The organism is Niallia yueguangensis, assembly GCF_052663115.1.
Genome location: NZ_JBQTCX010000007.1, coordinates 83,310 through 100,367 on the forward strand (window position 1 = coordinate 83,310; position 17,058 = coordinate 100,367).

At 36.2% G+C, this 17,058-nt stretch carries 12 protein-coding genes; 11 read left to right on the plus strand and 1 reads right to left on the minus strand.

Going from position 1 to position 17,058, the window contains the following annotated elements; translation table 11 throughout:
* The first annotated feature begins 29 nt into the window (after positions 1 to 29).
* The 11 genes from ilvC (at position 30) to yihA (ending at position 16,253) form a co-directional block, all read left to right on the plus strand.
* Positions 30 to 1,052 carry a ketol-acid reductoisomerase gene (gene ilvC / locus ACTYA4_RS08575; protein WP_443480696.1) on the plus strand — a complete coding sequence of 341 codons (1,023 nt, stop codon included), beginning with the start codon at positions 30 to 32 and terminating at the stop codon, positions 1,050 to 1,052.
* Entirely contained in the window at positions 1,039 to 2,580 is a 1,542-nt protein-coding gene (locus ACTYA4_RS08580; RefSeq protein ID WP_443480697.1) for a 2-isopropylmalate synthase, read from the plus strand. Before ilvC ends, ACTYA4_RS08580 begins: the two co-directional genes overlap by 14 nt.
* A gap of 235 nt (positions 2,581 to 2,815) precedes the next feature.
* Positions 2,816 to 3,916: a 3-isopropylmalate dehydrogenase gene (gene leuB, locus ACTYA4_RS08585; protein WP_443480698.1), complete on the plus strand. Its 1,101-nt coding sequence runs from the start codon at positions 2,816 to 2,818 to the stop codon at positions 3,914 to 3,916.
* Between the two features lie 108 nt (positions 3,917 to 4,024).
* Positions 4,025 to 5,434 (plus strand): 3-isopropylmalate dehydratase large subunit, encoded by a 1,410-nt coding sequence (gene leuC, locus ACTYA4_RS08590; RefSeq protein WP_443480806.1) that lies wholly within the window; start codon positions 4,025 to 4,027, stop codon positions 5,432 to 5,434.
* A 33-nt stretch (positions 5,435 to 5,467) separates the two neighbouring features.
* Positions 5,468 to 6,064, plus strand: a complete 597-nt coding sequence (gene leuD, locus ACTYA4_RS08595; protein ID WP_443480699.1) for a 3-isopropylmalate dehydratase small subunit — start codon at positions 5,468 to 5,470, stop codon at positions 6,062 to 6,064.
* A 546-nt stretch (positions 6,065 to 6,610) separates the two neighbouring features.
* Positions 6,611 to 7,639, plus strand: a complete 1,029-nt coding sequence (locus ACTYA4_RS08600) for a tetratricopeptide repeat protein (RefSeq protein ID WP_443480700.1) — start codon at positions 6,611 to 6,613, stop codon at positions 7,637 to 7,639.
* 227 nt (positions 7,640 to 7,866) lie between these two features.
* A complete protein-coding gene (gene tig, locus ACTYA4_RS08605) occupies positions 7,867 to 9,153 on the plus strand; it encodes a trigger factor (protein WP_443480701.1) in 1,287 nt (428 codons plus the stop codon).
* Between the two features lie 361 nt (positions 9,154 to 9,514).
* A complete protein-coding gene (clpX, locus tag ACTYA4_RS08610) occupies positions 9,515 to 10,780 on the plus strand; it encodes an ATP-dependent protease ATP-binding subunit ClpX (RefSeq protein WP_443480702.1) in 1,266 nt (421 codons plus the stop codon).
* 408 nt (positions 10,781 to 11,188) lie between these two features.
* Positions 11,189 to 12,856: an ATP-dependent protease LonB gene (gene lonB / locus ACTYA4_RS08615; RefSeq protein WP_443480703.1), complete on the plus strand. Its 1,668-nt coding sequence runs from the start codon at positions 11,189 to 11,191 to the stop codon at positions 12,854 to 12,856.
* 488 nt (positions 12,857 to 13,344) lie between these two features.
* On the plus strand, positions 13,345 to 15,672 hold the full coding sequence (lon, locus tag ACTYA4_RS08620) for an endopeptidase La (protein ID WP_443480704.1): 2,328 nt from the start codon (positions 13,345 to 13,347) through the stop codon (positions 15,670 to 15,672).
* Positions 15,669 to 16,253 (plus strand): ribosome biogenesis GTP-binding protein YihA/YsxC, encoded by a 585-nt coding sequence (gene yihA, locus ACTYA4_RS08625; protein ID WP_443480705.1) that lies wholly within the window; start codon positions 15,669 to 15,671, stop codon positions 16,251 to 16,253. The genes lon and yihA overlap by 4 nt, the downstream gene beginning before the upstream one ends.
* Positions 16,254 to 16,434: 181 nt before the next feature.
* Here the strand turns inward: yihA and ACTYA4_RS08630 are convergent, their stop codons facing one another.
* Positions 16,435 to 16,920, minus strand: a complete 486-nt coding sequence (locus ACTYA4_RS08630; protein WP_443480706.1) for a LiaI-LiaF-like domain-containing protein — start codon at positions 16,918 to 16,920, stop codon at positions 16,435 to 16,437.
* Positions 16,921 to 17,058 lie beyond the last annotated feature (138 nt).

The window sequence follows — 17,058 nt, forward strand, 5'->3', positions numbered from 1 at the left end:
TAACTTACATTCGAAAGGGAGAATAAAAAATGGCTAAAATGTATTATAACGGAGACGCAAACTTAGGATTCTTAGAAGGAAAAACTGTAGCAGTAATTGGATATGGTTCACAAGGACATGCACATGCTTTAAATATGAAAGACAGCGGCGTAAATGTAATCATTGGTTTAAGACAAGGTAAGTCTTGGGACAAAGCAGTAGAAGATGGCTTTAACGTATATCCTGTTGGAGAAGCAACTGCAAAAGCAGATATCGTAATGATTCTTTTACCAGATGAGCTACAAACAAAAGTTTATAATGAAGAAATTAAACCAAATCTTACAAACCAACCATTAATGTTTGCGCATGGATTCAACATTCACTTTAACCAAATCGTTGCACCAGAAGCTTGTGACGTATTATTAGTAGCTCCAAAAGGTCCAGGACATTTAGTGCGCAGAACATATGAGCAAGAAGCAGGTGTACCAGCATTATTCGCTATCTACCAAGATGTTACAGGTGAAGCAAAAGAATTAGCATTAGCTTATGCAAAAGCAATCGGTTCTTTACGTGCAGGTGCATTAGAAACGACTTTTAAAGAAGAAACAGAAACAGATTTATTTGGTGAACAAGCTGTTCTTTGTGGTGGATTAACTGCACTTGTAAAAGCTGGTTTCGAAACATTAGTAGAAGCTGGATATCAACCAGAGCTTGCATACTTTGAGTGTTTACACGAATTAAAATTAATCGTTGATTTAATGTATGAAGATGGAATGGCTGGAATGAGATATTCTATTTCTGATACTGCACAATGGGGCGACTTTGTTACTGGACCAAGAATCGTAACAGAAGATACGAAAAAAGCAATGAAAGCAGTATTAACAGATATTCAAGAAGGAAAATTTGCTAAAGGCTGGATTTTAGAAAACCAAGCAAATAGACCAGAATTTACTGCAATCAACAACAGAGAAAGTGAACATTTAATTGAAAAAGTTGGTAAAGAACTACGTGCAATGATGCCATTTGTAAGAAGCTCTAAAAAGAAAGAAGTGGTAGGTAGTGTCCAAAATTAAGATTTTTGATACAACATTAAGAGATGGAGAACAATCACCAGGAGTAAATCTAAATCTTGCTGAAAAAATATTAATTGCCGAACAATTAGAAAGATTAAATGTCGATATTATTGAAGCAGGTTTTCCTGCCGCTTCTAAAGGAGACTTTACGTCTGTGCAAAAAATTGCACAGACGGTTAAAAATTGTTCTGTTACAGGGCTTGCAAGAGCAGTGCAATCTGACATTGATGCAGCATGGGAAGCGTTAAAAGATGGAGCAGAACCAAGACTTCATGTGTTTATTGCAACTTCTCCTATCCACCGTCAATATAAATTGAAAATGTCAAAAGAACAAGTAGTGGAAAGAGCGGTAGCAGCTGTTAAATATGCTGGGCAAAAATTTCCGATTATCCAATGGAGTGCGGAAGATGCATGTAGAACAGAGCTTCCATTTTTAGCGGAAATTATTGAAGAAGTAATTCAAGCAGGTGCTAATGTAATTAATATTCCAGATACCGTTGGATACATAAATCCATATGAGTATAGTGAGATTTTTAAGTATTTAAAAGCAAATGTTCCATCTTTTGATAAAGTTTCTTTCTCAACGCATTGTCATGATGACTTAGGAATGGCAACAGCTAATTCATTGGCAGCGATTGAACATGGTGCAACACAAGTGGAATGTACGATTAACGGCATTGGGGAAAGAGCAGGAAATGCGTCCCTTGAAGAAATCGCAGTTGCGCTTCATATTCGCAATGACCACTATAAAAAGAATACTAGAATCAACTTAAAAGAAATCAGCAGAACTAGCAGCCTTGTTAGCGAGCTGACAGGTATGGTTGTTCCAGGCAACAAAGCAATTGTTGGACGCAACGCTTTTGCTCATGAATCAGGAATTCATCAAGATGGTGTGTTAAAGGAAAAATCGACTTATGAAATTATTTCACCTGAATTGGTTGGCTACGAGTCAAATAACAACATGGTATTAGGTAAACACTCAGGCAGTCATGCTTTTAAAACTCGTCTTGCTGAATTAGGATTAAAAGTAGACGATAGTGATGTAAAGGAATTATTTATCGCATTTAAAGAATTGACTGATCACAAAAAAGAAATAACAGATGAAGATATTATCGCCATTGTGTTAGAAAAGAAGCTGTCTAAAGAAGAAAAATATTATGAGCTTGTAGATGTTAAGGTTAATCATGATGAAGAAAATTCAGCAGTAGCTTCTATTAAGCTTTCAGGTGCCAAAAATGAATTAATTGAACAAACTGGCACTGGTTCGGGTAGTGTGGAAGCACTTTATAATACATTGGAAAAGGCGATAAATGGTGATTCTAAGCTGTTGGATTACCGAATCCAATCATTAGGCGGCGGAAGAGACGCATTAGCGCATGTGTTTGTACAAGTTCGTTATGAAAACACAGAATCGAACGGGCGAGGACTTGACCAAGACGTGTTGGTTGCTTCTGCAAAAGCATACTTAAATGCAATTAATAGAGTGATATTAGCAAAAGAACAAACAGTTGAAATTGTAAATAACTAGTTCTTTATCAGATTAACAGGCAGTATCATCATTCGATTGAGGATGGGAAGTTAATTGCCCGTAAACCTGATTTGTACAACTACCCATCTGTGAAGAAAACAGCTTTACAGATGGTAGTTTCACTTTTAGTGGATGTTCAAAAAGTCATCGAAAGATAGCGACGATTCTCTTCGTTGGATTGCTTCTCATTTGTTACCTTTTTGAACACACACTTTTATGGAAAGGGCGAAAAGTAATGAAAAAGAAAATCGCTGTATTACCTGGTGATGGCATTGGACCAGAAATCGTACAAGGTGCCATTGAGATTTTACGAGTGATCGAAGAAAATTTTGAACATCAATTTGACTTTAAATTTGGAAACATCGGTGGAAGTGCTGTTGATATAGATGGAAGTCCGTTGCCGGATGCAACAATTGAACTATGCAAAGAAAGTGATGCGGTTCTTTTAGGAGCGGTTGGTGGACCAAAATGGGAAACACTGCCGGTTCCTCTTCGTCCAGAGCAAGGGCTTTTGAAAATAAGAAAAGAATTAAATCTTTTTGCAAACTTAAGACCTACTACTTATTATGCAAGCTTAGCAGATTCTTCTCCATTACGTAAGGAGATCATTGAAGGTGTCGACTTGCTTATGGTAAGAGAACTTACTGGTGGAATTTACTTCGGAAAACCGAGTGAAAGAACAACGGTTGACGGAAAACCTGGTGCTGTTGATACATTAGTATACAGCAAAGAAGAAATCACAAGAGTAATTGAAAAAGCATTTCAGTTAGCAAGTACACGGGATAAAAGAGTGACATCAGTAGATAAAGCAAATGTACTTGAGTCAAGTAGATTATGGCGCGAATGTGCAAACGAAATCGCAGAAAAATACCCGGATGTTACATTAGAGCATATGTTAGTGGATAATGCAGCGATGCAGCTGATAAGAAATCCAAAACAATTTGATGTCGTTGTGACAGAAAATATGTTTGGAGATATATTAAGTGATGAAGCATCTGTGCTGACTGGTTCATTAGGAATGCTTCCATCTGCTAGCATTTCCGAAGAAGGTCCATTTTTATATGAACCTATTCACGGTTCTGCACCAGATATCGCTGGACAAAATATTGCTAACCCACTTGCAACTATTTTATCTGCTGCGATGCTTTTACGTGTATCGTTCCAATTGGAAGAAGAAGCAGATTTAATTGAACATGCGGTAAATCAAGTATTAAATAATGGATTCCGTACAAAGGATATTATTTCACCAAATACAAAAGTTGTTTCTACAACTGAAATGGTAGAAGAAGTGAAAAAAGTAATCTTATCTCAAGTAGCAGACAAATTAAAAGCTTAATGAGTGCAATAATAAATAGATAAAACCAATATTTTATAATGGCAGAATAAAAGGATTTTATTATATAGTATAGAATATGCAATAAGATAATGAAGAAAGTGAGGGATGATGGTGGGAAAATCAATTATTGAAAAAATATGGGAAAAGAATACTGTCTATAAAGAAGAAGGTAAACCAGATTTGCTATATATTGATCTTCATCTTGTGCATGAAGTAACATCTCCTCAAGCTTTTTCCGGTTTAAGAATGAAAAATCGTAAAGTGAGAAGACCTGATCGTACGTTTGCAACAATGGATCATAATGTTCCTACTCTTAATCGTTTTCAAATAGATGATGAAGTCGCATTAAATCAAATGACGACGTTAGAAAAAAACTGTTTGGAGTTTAATGTGCCGTTAGCAAATCTTGAAAGTCCCGACCAAGGAATTGTTCATGTAATTGGTCCGGAACTTGGTTTAACACAACCTGGAAAAACAATTGTTTGTGGAGACAGTCATACATCAACACATGGAGCGTTTGGAGCACTTGCTTTTGGAATTGGTACTAGTGAGGTGGAGCATGTTCTTGCAACACAAACACTTTGGCAAACAAAACCAAAAACGTTAAAAGTGGATGTAAACGGCAAGCTTGCAAAAGGAGTTACAGCAAAGGATGTTATCCTTTATGTCCTTTCTAAATATGGGGTTAACTTCGGAACAGGCTATGTGATTGAATATACTGGGGAAGTAATTAAAAACCTTTCTATGGAAGAAAGAATGACGATTTGTAATATGTCGATTGAAGGTGGAGCAAGAGCTGGTCTTGTTAATCCGGATGAAACAACTTTCAACTATTTAAAAGGCAGAAAATACGCACCAGAGAACTTTGATGCAGCAGTAAAAGAGTGGCAGGAACTTGTTTCTGACAACGATGCTGAGTATGACAAAGTGATTGAAATTGACGGAAATGATATTGCACCAATGGTTAGCTGGGGAACAAATCCTTCTATGACTGCAAAAGTGGACGAACAGATCCCAGCTTCTTCTGATTATAAAGAAGAAACAGATCGCCGTGCATTGCAAAGCGCCCTGCAATATATGGATTTAAAAGAGGGCCAGTCTATAACAGATATTAAAATTCAACATGTGTTTATCGGGTCTTGTACTAATTCCCGAATAGAAGATTTGCGACAAGCAGCAAGCATCATTAATGGACGTAAAGTTCAAGAAGGCGTTCGTGCATTAGTTGTTCCAGGATCACAAAAAGTAAAAAAACAAGCAGAAGAAGAAGGGTTAAATAAACTCTTTACAGAAGCTGGATTCGAGTGGAGAGATGCAGGCTGCAGCATGTGCCTAAGCATGAATAATGATATTGTTCCAAGCGGAGAACACTGTGCGTCAACATCAAACCGTAATTTTGAAGGCAGACAAGGTGCTGGAGCAAGAACACATTTAGTAAGCCCAGCTATGGCAGCAGCAGCCGCTCTAAATGGCCGCTTTGTTGATGTGAGAAAAGAGCAAGTAATCGAATTAGTATAGATCAAAGGAATAAAATAGCAAGGAGGGGGAAAAATGAGCGGATTTACTAAGTTGGTTGGAAAGGCAGCAGCGATGGATCGTGTCAATGTTGATACGGATCAAATTATTCCAAAACAATTTTTAAAACGTATCGAAAAAACAGGCTTTGGCCGATTTGCTTTTTATGATTGGCGCTATAAAAAGGATGGGGAACCAAATCCTGATTTTGAATTAAATTACCCTGAAAATCAAGGTGCATCTATTCTTATTGCAAATGAAAACTTCGGATGCGGTTCTTCTCGTGAACACGCTCCTTGGGCGTTGCAGGATTATGGATTCCAAGTAGTAATTGCACCATCTTTTGCAGATATCTTTTACCAAAACTGTTTGAAAAACGGCATGCTTCCTATTCGTTTGGATAGCAAAAAGGTCGAATATTTGTTGAATGCAGCAAAAAACCAGCCGTATTCATTACATGTTGATTTAGAAGAAGAGACAATTGAAGATGAAAAAGGGTTTAAAGAAAATTTTTCTATCCATCCTTATTGGAAAAAAATGCTTGTCAATGGCTGGGATGAGATTGAAATAACATTACAGTATGACGACGCAATTAGCGCATACGAAAATCGTTCATCTAAAGTTTCCGTATAAGTGAGATAAGAGTTTGTCCTTTGGGCAGACTCTTTTTCGTTCAGCTCATTTATAAACTAGAACGATTTGCGATTGTATGGTTTCTTGCATGAAAGGGAAAAAAAATGCTAAACTAGCTAAAAATGAGTGTTTAAAAAAAGACAATCAATTAGAAGCTTTAATTTGCTGTCTTTTTGATAAGGTAAGAAAGTATAAAAGTTTCACATTAGACGAGTGTCTAGCTCCGACGCCTAGCCCCTGTGAAAGATAACCTCTTGTCTCTAAAAATAAAAAACACTTTTTGAGCCAAGAGAACATTTATCTTCGGGGCTGGACAAGGCGCCTGCGCTTTTCTAAAAAAATGGCTCTGATTGTTGATTTTGGCACTATGTTGATCTTCGTTCTAGGCGTGAGACTCCTGCGGGAAAAGCGAGTCAGATGGAGACCCCACAGGCGCACAGCGCTGAGGAGGCTCCCGGACCGCCCGCGGAAAGCGAACGCCTCTCGCTGCAATCAACAGGCAAGTTTAACAGAGCCTAAAAAATAGAAACATTAGGCGGTAAGTAAATGAAAAAGCGGGATTTGAAAAAGAAAGATAATATCGTATTTTTCCCCGATTTAGATCAGCGGTTATTAGAAAAAGGTTTGGAAGCAATTCAAGAAAAAAATTATCATAAAGCTATTTCTTTCTTAAAAGAAGCATTGGAGCTAAATGCTGAAAATAGCGAAATACAAATTGGTTTAATTGTTTCTTATTATGAATTAGGGTCGTTGCATGAAGCAAAAGCTATGGCCAAAAATATGCTGGATCAGGGTTTAGGTGATTATATCCATGTACTTGATTTATATTTGATGATTCTTGTTCAACTGCATGAATATGCAGAGATTGTGACAACGATTGAAGTGTTGTTGGAAGATCATCAAATTCCAGCAAATAAAATAGAGCATTTTTCAAAAATGCTTGATTTTAGCAGACGGATGGCATTGAGTGAGAACGATCAAGCAAATGAACATGTAACAAGAAGCAAACATGCAATAGAAGAAAAATTAGACTTATCATCCATAAAAGACGAAAATGAACAAATGATGCTTATTGCAAAATTGGCCAATCAAAATATCCGTTCCTATATGGATGAGATAAAAGTGTATCTTTTATCAGAAGACGGAAGTCCATTTTTAAAAACGTTGCTGTTAAACATATTAAAAGAACAGGAATATGATAAAGAATTAACGGTTCATAAATTTAATAGAACAATAAACGTTATTCCAATCATGCTCGAAGATTTGCAGTCACAACCCCAATTTGAAGAAATTAATCATATATTAAAAGGAAATTTAGAGCATGAAGACCCTGTGCTGCTAGAAAATATTAAAGCGCTGCTAGAACGTCAATTTTTCCAATTATATCCTTTTAAGTTAGAGCGATTTTCAAATAAGGCATGGGCTGCTGCTTACCATTTTGTTATGGAAGAGTACTATGGACAAGAAAAGGGAATAGCTTCATATAGCAGTCTTTATGGTGTAAATGAAGCGGATATAGAAGAAGCAAAAACCTTTATAAAGAGCTTAGAGGAAATTTCTTACCCTAATATTTAGGCTAGAATGTTGAAACAACTAGAACCTATGATATAATGTAATGGTTGCATTTAGAAAATGCTAAAAATATTTTGACTGATAGATGGCTGCTTTTTCTATTATTTATGATGATAATAGGCATATCACTAAACATGTAGGTATGATTTTTACAAAATAATATAAAGCAGAATCTAAACAAAAGTTGGAAGTAATTAAAAGTAGAATAGATTGTTGGAGGGAAACATAGTATGTCAGCTAAATGGGAAGTTTTAGAAGGGAACCGTGGTGTCTTAACAATTGAAGTAGATGCTGAAAAGGTAAACGAAGGTTTAAATGAAGCGTTCAAAAAAGTAGTAAAACAAGTAAATATTCCTGGATTCCGTAAAGGGAAAATTCCGCGTGGAATGTTCGAACAACGTTTTGGGGTAGAATCTCTTTACCAAGATGCTATCGATATCTTATTACCAGAAGCATATGCTGGTGCAGTTGAAGAAACTGGCATTGAACCAGTAGATCATCCTGAAATCGATGTTGAGCAAATTGAAAAAGGAAAAGCGCTTATTTTCAAAGCTACTGTTGTTGTAAAACCAGAAGTAACTTTAGGCGAGTACAAAGGTCTTGAAGTTGAAGCAGTAAACACAGAAGTAACAGAAGAGGATGTAGATGCTGAAATTAAAGCACTACAAGAAAAACAAGCAGAATTAGTAGTGAAGGAAGAAGGAGCTGCTGAATTAGGCGATACAGTAGTAATGGATTTTGAAGGATTCCAAGACGGAGTTGCTTTCGAAGGCGGAACTGCTGAAAACTTCTCTCTTGAATTAGGTTCTGGCCAATTTATTCCAGGATTTGAAGATCAAGTAGTTGGTATGGCTACTGGTGATGTGAAAGAAATCGAAGTTTCATTCCCAGAAGAATATCATGCAGCTGAATTAGCTGGAAAACCAGCTACATTTAAAGTAACAATTCATGAAATTAAAGGAAAAGAACTTCCTGAATTAGATGATGAATTTGCTAAAGATGTAGATGAAGAAGCAGAAACTTTAGACGCATTAAAAGAAAAAATTAAAACACGTCTAGAAAATGAGAAAAAACATCAAGCAGAACATGCAGTACGTGATACAGTAGTAGAAAAAGCTGCTGAAAATGCTACAGTTGACATTCCTGAAGCAATGGTTAAAACAGAAATTGACCGCATGATGAACGAGTTTGAACAACGTCTTCAAATGCAAGGAATGAACCTTGAGTTATACTTCCAATTCTCAGGTCAAGATAAAGAAGCGCTTCAAGAGCAAATGAAAGAAGATGCTCAAAAACGTGTTCGTGTGAACTTAACATTAGAAGCAATCGTTCAAGCTGAAAACTTTGAAGTATCAGAAGAAGAAGTGATAGCTGAGCTAGACAAAATGGCAGAAATGTACAAAATGTCTGTAGATGCGATTACACAAGCACTTGGCGGCACTGAAAACTTAAAAACAGATTTAAAAGTGAGAAAAGCAATCGATTTTCTTGTGGAAAACAGTAAAACTGTTGCATAATAGAAGTAAGTAAAAAAAACTAAGGCGCGAATCAATCGTGCCTTAGTTTTATATTAGTAAGATGGAACATAGTATAAGTAATACCCATATTCTTTTTATCCTATTATGTACAGGAACCATCTATACTTCTAATTTTTCCAGGCTTAAATATTAGTAAATCTGGATATGCTTATAAGAAGTACATACTTTTATTTACTCGGATTTATTCGTTCGTTATTCCCAAGCTGTATCATTTCCTGTACATAGGCCATTGTGTTAAAATGCAATACATAACTGTTGTAAGATTTGTTTAATAAGAAGGTTAGAACGATTAATCCGAGGGATAAACATATACAAAGAAGTTTTTTTAAGGGGTGAAGACATGTTTAAGTTTAATGATGAAAAGGGACAACTAAAATGTTCCTTCTGTGGCAAAACACAAGATCAAGTTCGTAAGTTAGTTGCTGGACCTGGTGTTTACATTTGTGATGAGTGTATTGAATTATGCACAGAAATTGTAGAAGAAGAGCTTGGTACAGAAGAAGAAGTAGAATTTAAAGATGTTCCAAAACCTAACGAAATTCGCGATATTCTAGATGAATATGTAATAGGGCAAGATCAAGCGAAAAAAGCTCTTTCTGTCGCGGTATATAATCACTATAAACGCATTAATTCTAATAGTAAAATTGATGATGTTGAGCTTTCAAAAAGTAATATTGCTATGATTGGACCAACAGGAAGCGGGAAAACACTTCTTGCTCAAACGCTTGCAAGAATATTAAATGTACCGTTTGCGATTGCAGATGCAACTTCTTTAACGGAAGCGGGATATGTTGGGGAAGATGTTGAAAACATTCTTCTGAAACTGATCCAATCAGCAGATTATGATGTTGAAAAGGCCGAAAAAGGTATTATTTATATTGATGAAATTGATAAAGTAGCTCGTAAATCGGAAAACCCATCCATTACAAGAGATGTCTCTGGTGAAGGAGTGCAGCAAGCTCTCTTAAAAATCTTAGAAGGTACTGTTGCAAGTGTTCCGCCACAAGGTGGAAGAAAACATCCTCATCAAGAATTCATTCAAATTGATACAACAAATATTTTATTTATTTGTGGTGGAGCATTTGATGGAATTGAACCGATTATTAAAAGACGTCTTGGTCAAAAGGTAATCGGATTTGGTTCAGAAACAAAAGAGCCTGAAATCGAAGATAAAGATCTTTTATCAAAAGTATTGCCAGAAGACTTGCTTCGTTTTGGTCTAATTCCAGAATTTATTGGTCGTCTTCCGGTTATTGCGAGCCTTGGACAATTAGATGAAGAGGCACTGATTGAAATTCTAACAAAACCGAAAAATGCTTTAGTAAAGCAATACAAAAAAATGCTTGAATTAGATAATGTGGAGTTGGATTTTGAAGAGGGAGCTCTTAAAGAAATCGCTAAAAAAGCGATTGAACGTAAAACGGGAGCACGTGGTTTAAGATCTATTATTGAAGGCATTATGCTCGATGTAATGTTTGATCTCCCTTCCCGCGACGATATTGTGAAGTGTATTATTACTGAAGAAACAGTAGCAAATAACGCTGCTCCAAAACTTGTAATGGAAGACGGCACGATCGTCGAAAAAGAAACAAAAACATCTGCATAACAACAGTTATCGAAGGATACGGGGCTGTCCAATAAGGTCATGTTTATGACTTATTGGACAGCCTTTTTTTGGAAGTGGGGATAGGCGGCTCACACCTCCTTTATTTTGTATAGTTTCTATCTGTACAAAGCATTTCGGCTTTAAGTGAAAAAAATGATTAGAGAACGCTTCTTTTTTTCTTGGCTCTGTTAAACGATAATCTACGAGACTCCTGCCGAAAAATGGACTGACAAGACCCCACAGTGAGGTACGAACGGCACTGAAAAAGTGTTTTATTAGAATTTTTACACGGCATGAAACGGGAATCAATGCAATCTTCCATATTTTTTGCAAGAAAACTTGTTTATTCCAACTCATGGAAGGAGATACTACCATTTATCAGCATGATATTATTCAGGAGGTATGAAGATGAGTTGGACGGAGATTGCTTTATTTGTCCAATTATTTTTTGGCATAATAATTGGACTTTACTTTTGGAATTTACTTAAAAGTCAACGAACACAAAAAGTATCGATTGATCGCGAATCAAAAAAGGAAATGGATCAATTGCGAAAAATGCGCTCCATCTCGTTAACAGAGCCTTTATCGGAAAAGGTTCGTCCTACTAGCTTTGCAGATATTGTCGGCCAGGAAGATGGAATTAAATCTCTGAAGGCTGCGCTTTGCGGTCCCAACCCTCAACATGTGATTATATACGGACCACCTGGAGTAGGGAAAACAGCAGCTGCTAGACTTGTGTTAGAAGAAGCAAAAAAAGCTCAGAAGTCTCCTTTTCGAATGAACTCTGTATTTGTTGAGTTGGATGCAACGACAGCAAGATTTGATGAAAGAGGAATAGCAGATCCTTTAATTGGTTCGGTTCATGACCCGATTTATCAAGGTGCTGGCGCGATGGGACAAGCAGGGATACCACAGCCAAAGCAAGGCGCGGTTACGAATGCACATGGAGGCGTATTGTTTATTGATGAGATAGGCGAGCTGCATCCGACCCAAATGAATAAGTTATTAAAAGTGTTGGAAGATCGTAAAGTATTTCTTGAAAGTGCGTACTACAATGAAGAAAATACGCAAATACCTTCCCATATTCATGATATTTTTAAAAATGGTCTGCCTGCTGATTTTCGGTTAATTGGGGCAACAACGAGAACTCCTAATGAAATACCGCCGGCTATTCGTTCCCGCTGTATGGAAGTATTTTTTCGAGAATTAACGAAAGAGGAAGTAGTGAAGATTGGTCAAAAAGCTGCTGATAAAGTCAAGCTGACGATTAGTGATCATTCATTGGAAATATTAGCTGAATATGCAAGAAATGGAAGAGAAGCTGTTAATATTATTCAAATCTCTGCTGGACTGGCTATAGGTGAAGACAGAAGCTTTATTAAAGAGGAAGAATTAGAGTGGGTTATTAATTCTAGTCAGCTTGTGCCGCGAATGGAAAGAAAAATTAACAAAGAATCATCTGTTGGCTCTGTAAATGGTTTAGCCGTATATGGAACGAATATCGGAGCGCTGTTGGAAATAGAGGTTACCGTTATTCCAGCTAAGGAGAAAGGTTCTATTAATATTACAGGCATTGTAGAAGAAGAAAGCATCGGAGGACAAGGAAAATCAATTAGAAGAAAAAGTATGGCAAGAGGGTCTATTGAAAATGTAATTACTGTTCTTCGTTCGATGAATGTACCGGCAGATCAATATGATATTCATGTAAACTTTCCGGGTGGTGTACCAATTGATGGTCCATCTGCAGGTATATCAATGGCAGCAGGAATTTATTCTGCCATTTATAAATTTCCAATTGATCGTAAAGTAGCTATGACAGGTGAAATAAGTATACATGGTAAGGTGAAGCCTGTTGGTGGTGTGCTTGCAAAAGTGAAAGCTGCCAAAAAAGCAGGAGTGCAAAAAGTAATTATTCCAAAAGAAAATATGCAATCCGTACTGCAGGAAGTCCAAGGAATTACGCTCATTCCAGTTACGACAATAACAGAAGTATTGGATCATGCTTTAATTAAAGAATCGTTAAAAGAAGAAGCAATACAAGCAACAATAGACATAACAAAGAAAAAAAGTATGTAATGAAGAAAAATGTTCATTTTCCTCAGAAAGTGTTATTTACTTTCAGAGGAAAAGGGTTTTATTATTCATAAGGGCTAGGAGCTGTAGCTGGACAAAGCGAAAGCGCCTTGATCAGCCTTGTAAAAAAGCTTTAATTTTCCTCACAATAGGGAAAATTAAAGCTTTTTTAAGTAATGTGTTATTCAGTATTTTGAAAAATGAATAGGAAAGTTTTCCTAACTATAAAAATTGATTTATAATAGAGGAATATCCTTTAGAAATATATTTTTTTATGACATATTAAATGCAGTTTGTTAAGATACTAACACTATCTTCTATTTTTAGTGAATATGGAAAAATACTAGGAATTTAATATTGAGAAAGAAAAAGTATTATGCTGCATATCATCATTATAACCCTAGTTAATAGACACTTTTTCATAAATAAGATAGAATTGTACAAAGTATTAGAAATGTAAAGGAATTTTTTATAGCTGGAGGTGCAACGTGATGGAGGAAATCAAGAATACAATTGTCCCCCTCCTGCCGCTTCGAGGTTTGCTTGTTTATCCAACGATGGTGCTACATTTAGATGTAGGCCGTGATAAATCGGTGCAGGCACTTGAAAAAGCAATGGTAGATGACCATTTAATTTTTTTAACCATGCAAAAAGATATGGATATGGATGATCCTTCTGAAGAGGATTTATACAAAATAGGTACATTAACAAAAGTAAAACAAATGTTAAAGCTGCCAAACGGTACGATAAGGGTATTAGTAGAAGGGCTTAAAAGAGCTGAATTTCAGGAATTAATAGAAGAAGATGGGTATTTTGCTGCAAGCTTGCAAATATATGAAGAAGATACTTCCAAGAACGTGGAAGATGAAGCATTAATGCGCACGATGCTGCAATATTTTGAGCAATACATAAAAATTTCAAAGAAAATATCAAATGAAACATATTCTGCTGTATCAGATATGGAAGAGCCAGGAAGAATGGCCGATATTATTGCTTCCCATTTACCAATTAAATTAAAAGAAAAACAACATATTCTCGAAACGTTTGAAAATAAAAAAAGAATCAATTATGTGATTGATATTATTCACAATGAAAAAGAAGTCCTAAATTTAGAAAAGAAAATAGGACAGCGTGTAAAAAAATCAATGGAAAGAACGCAAAAAGAATATTATTTGCGAGAACAAATGAAAGCTATTCAAAAGGAACTTGGCGATAAAGACGGCAAGAGTGGAGAAGTAAGTTCACTCACAGAAAAAATTGAAGCAGCCGGTATGCCAGAACATGTAAAAACAACGGCTTTAAAAGAGCTGGACCGATATGAAAAAATACCTTCTACTTCTGCTGAAAGCTCTGTTATTCGCAATTATATTGAGTGGTTAATTGCATTGCCTTGGTCAAAAGCGACAGAAGATGATTTAAATATTGTCAAAGCAGAAAAAATCTTAAATAAAGATCATCATGGACTTGAAAAGGTTAAAGAAAGAGTGTTAGAGTATTTAGCGGTGCAAAACTTAACCAATTCTTTAAAAGGACCTATTTTATGTTTAGCAGGACCTCCGGGAGTCGGGAAAACAAGCTTAGCTCGTTCTATTGCTAAATCTCTGAATCGTCATTTTGTGCGCATTTCTTTAGGGGGCGTTCGGGATGAATCAGAAATAAGAGGACATCGCAGAACATATGTAGGAGCAATGCCTGGCAGAATCATTCAAGGAATGAAAAAAGCTGGAACAATCAACCCGGTATTTTTATTAGATGAAATTGATAAAATGTCAAACGATTTTCGCGGAGATCCTTCGGCAGCGATGCTGGAAGTATTGGATCCAGAACAAAATCACAACTTTAGCGATCATTATATTGAAGAAACATATGATCTTTCAAACGTGATGTTTATCGCAACTGCGAATAACTTAGCAACGATTCCAGCTCCACTAAGGGATAGGATGGAAATTATTTCGATCGCTGGCTATACAGAGCTTGAAAAAATACACATCATAAAAGACCATTTATTAGCAAAACAAATTAAAGATCATGGTTTAACTAAAGGTCAGCTTCAAATAAGAGAAGATGCAATTCAACAAATTGTCCGCTTATATACGCGGGAAGCAGGCGTACGTGGTCTAGAAAGACAAATAGCAACCATTTGCCGGAAAACAGCGAAAATAATCGTATCTGGTGAAAAGAAAAAAATTATTTTAACAAGCAAAAATGTAGAAGAGTTTCTCGGCAAACCGAAATTTAGATTTGGGAAGGCTGAAGAGGAAGATCAAGTTGGAGTGGCAACAGGTCTTGCTTATACAACGGTCGGCGGTGATACGCTGCAGATAGAAGTATCATTAGCACCTGGAAAAGGGAAGTTAGTGTTAACAGGTAAATTAGGCGATGTAATGAAAGAGTCCGCTCAAGCAGCATTCAGTTATATCCGCTCTAAATCTGAGGAACTTGGGATTGATCCAAAGTTTCATGAAAAAAATGATATTCATATCCATGTTCCAGAAGGTGCTGTACCAAAAGATGGTCCTTCTGCGGGAATTACAATGGTTACTGCTCTTGTTTCTGCTCTTTCTGGCAAGCCAATCAGAAAAGAAGTCGGGATGACAGGGGAAGTAACATTAAGAGGTAGAGTGTTGCCGATTGGTGGATTAAAGGAAAAATCATTGGGCGCCCATCGTGCTGGTTTAACCACCATTATTTTACCAAAAGACAATGAGAAAGACTTGGAAGATATTCCAGAAAGTATACGTGAGGATCTTGAATTTATTCTTGTATCCCATGTAGACGAAGTATTAAAACATGCTCTGAACGGAAGTGTACATTCTTGAAAGTAAATAGTGCAGAAATAGTTATTAGTGCTGTAAGGCCAAACCAATATCCTGATGCAGATATACCAGAATTTGCATTAGCAGGTAGATCAAATGTAGGGAAATCCTCGTTTATTAATAAAATGCTTGGAAGAAAAGCGCTAGCTCGCATTTCCTCCAAGCCTGGTAAAACACAAACATTAAATTTTTATTTAATTAATGAAATGCTTCATTTTGTAGACGTTCCTGGATACGGATACGCAAAAGTTTCGAAAAAGGAACGGGAAGCATGGGGGAAAATGCTTGAAACGTATTTCACATCAAGAGATCAGCTGAGAGCGGTTATTTTAATTACTGATCTTCGCCATCCCCCAACAAAAGACGATATATTAATGTATGATTTTTTAAAGCATTATAATATCCCTTGTGTCATTATCGCGACAAAAGCGGATAAAATATCCAAGTCACAATGGCAGAAGCATTTAAAAGTAACAAAAGAAACATTCGATTTAAGCGAAGACGATTATTTGATTCTTTTCTCTTCTGAAACAGGCGAAGGAAAAGATAAAGTATGGTCGCTGCTGCAGTATTTGGCGAAATAAGCGCCAGCGGTTTTGGTTGATAAGGAATCAAAATAGATAAAGTTTTAATTAATGGTGAGTACTTAATCGGTGCTCATCATTTTTTTATATAGTAGAGGAAAAGCTTTGAGCAGCAAAAAAAGAAAAAGCAGTCACTAAAAAGAAATTTTTAGTGGCTGCTTACATCTGTAATGAAAAATAGTTACTTCTTCCTTGTAAGCAAATAATACGCTCCTAGAAGCAGGAAAAGAATAGGTATAATTTTATTCATTGTATTTGTACTTATTTTTAAAAATCCTAGTGATTTTAATATGTCTTGGTTAAATAATAAAAAGATGGCTAACAACAAAAATAATAGTCCATTCATCATGCCTTGTCCCGATTTTTGTTGTTGCAGTATAAATCCTAATGCAATAATTAATAAGAATGTGCCAGTATGATCTGGCCAAATGGCAAGTTTATTCACTAAATGAAAATGAAGTCCGAAACCAGTCAACACCACACCAGGTAAAATCGAACCGTGATCTTTTCCCCAATATCCTTGAAATAAAAAAGCGATTCCGACAATCAATAATAATGTTGGCCAAACAAAAAGTGATGAAAGAGATGGAATTGGATATTCTTTTAAAAGAATATATAATCCAAAGCCGATTAATATCATGCCAGAGAATAGTTTTTGCGTTTTCATTTTTTCCTCCGCTTCCAGTAACTTAAACTGAATCCGAAAGATATTGTTACTATACAAGGAGTAAACATAAATCTTCCTGTTAATCAGAATTACTTGTTTTTTTGTCTCGTTTGATAGGTATAAGGAGTCAGCGTATCT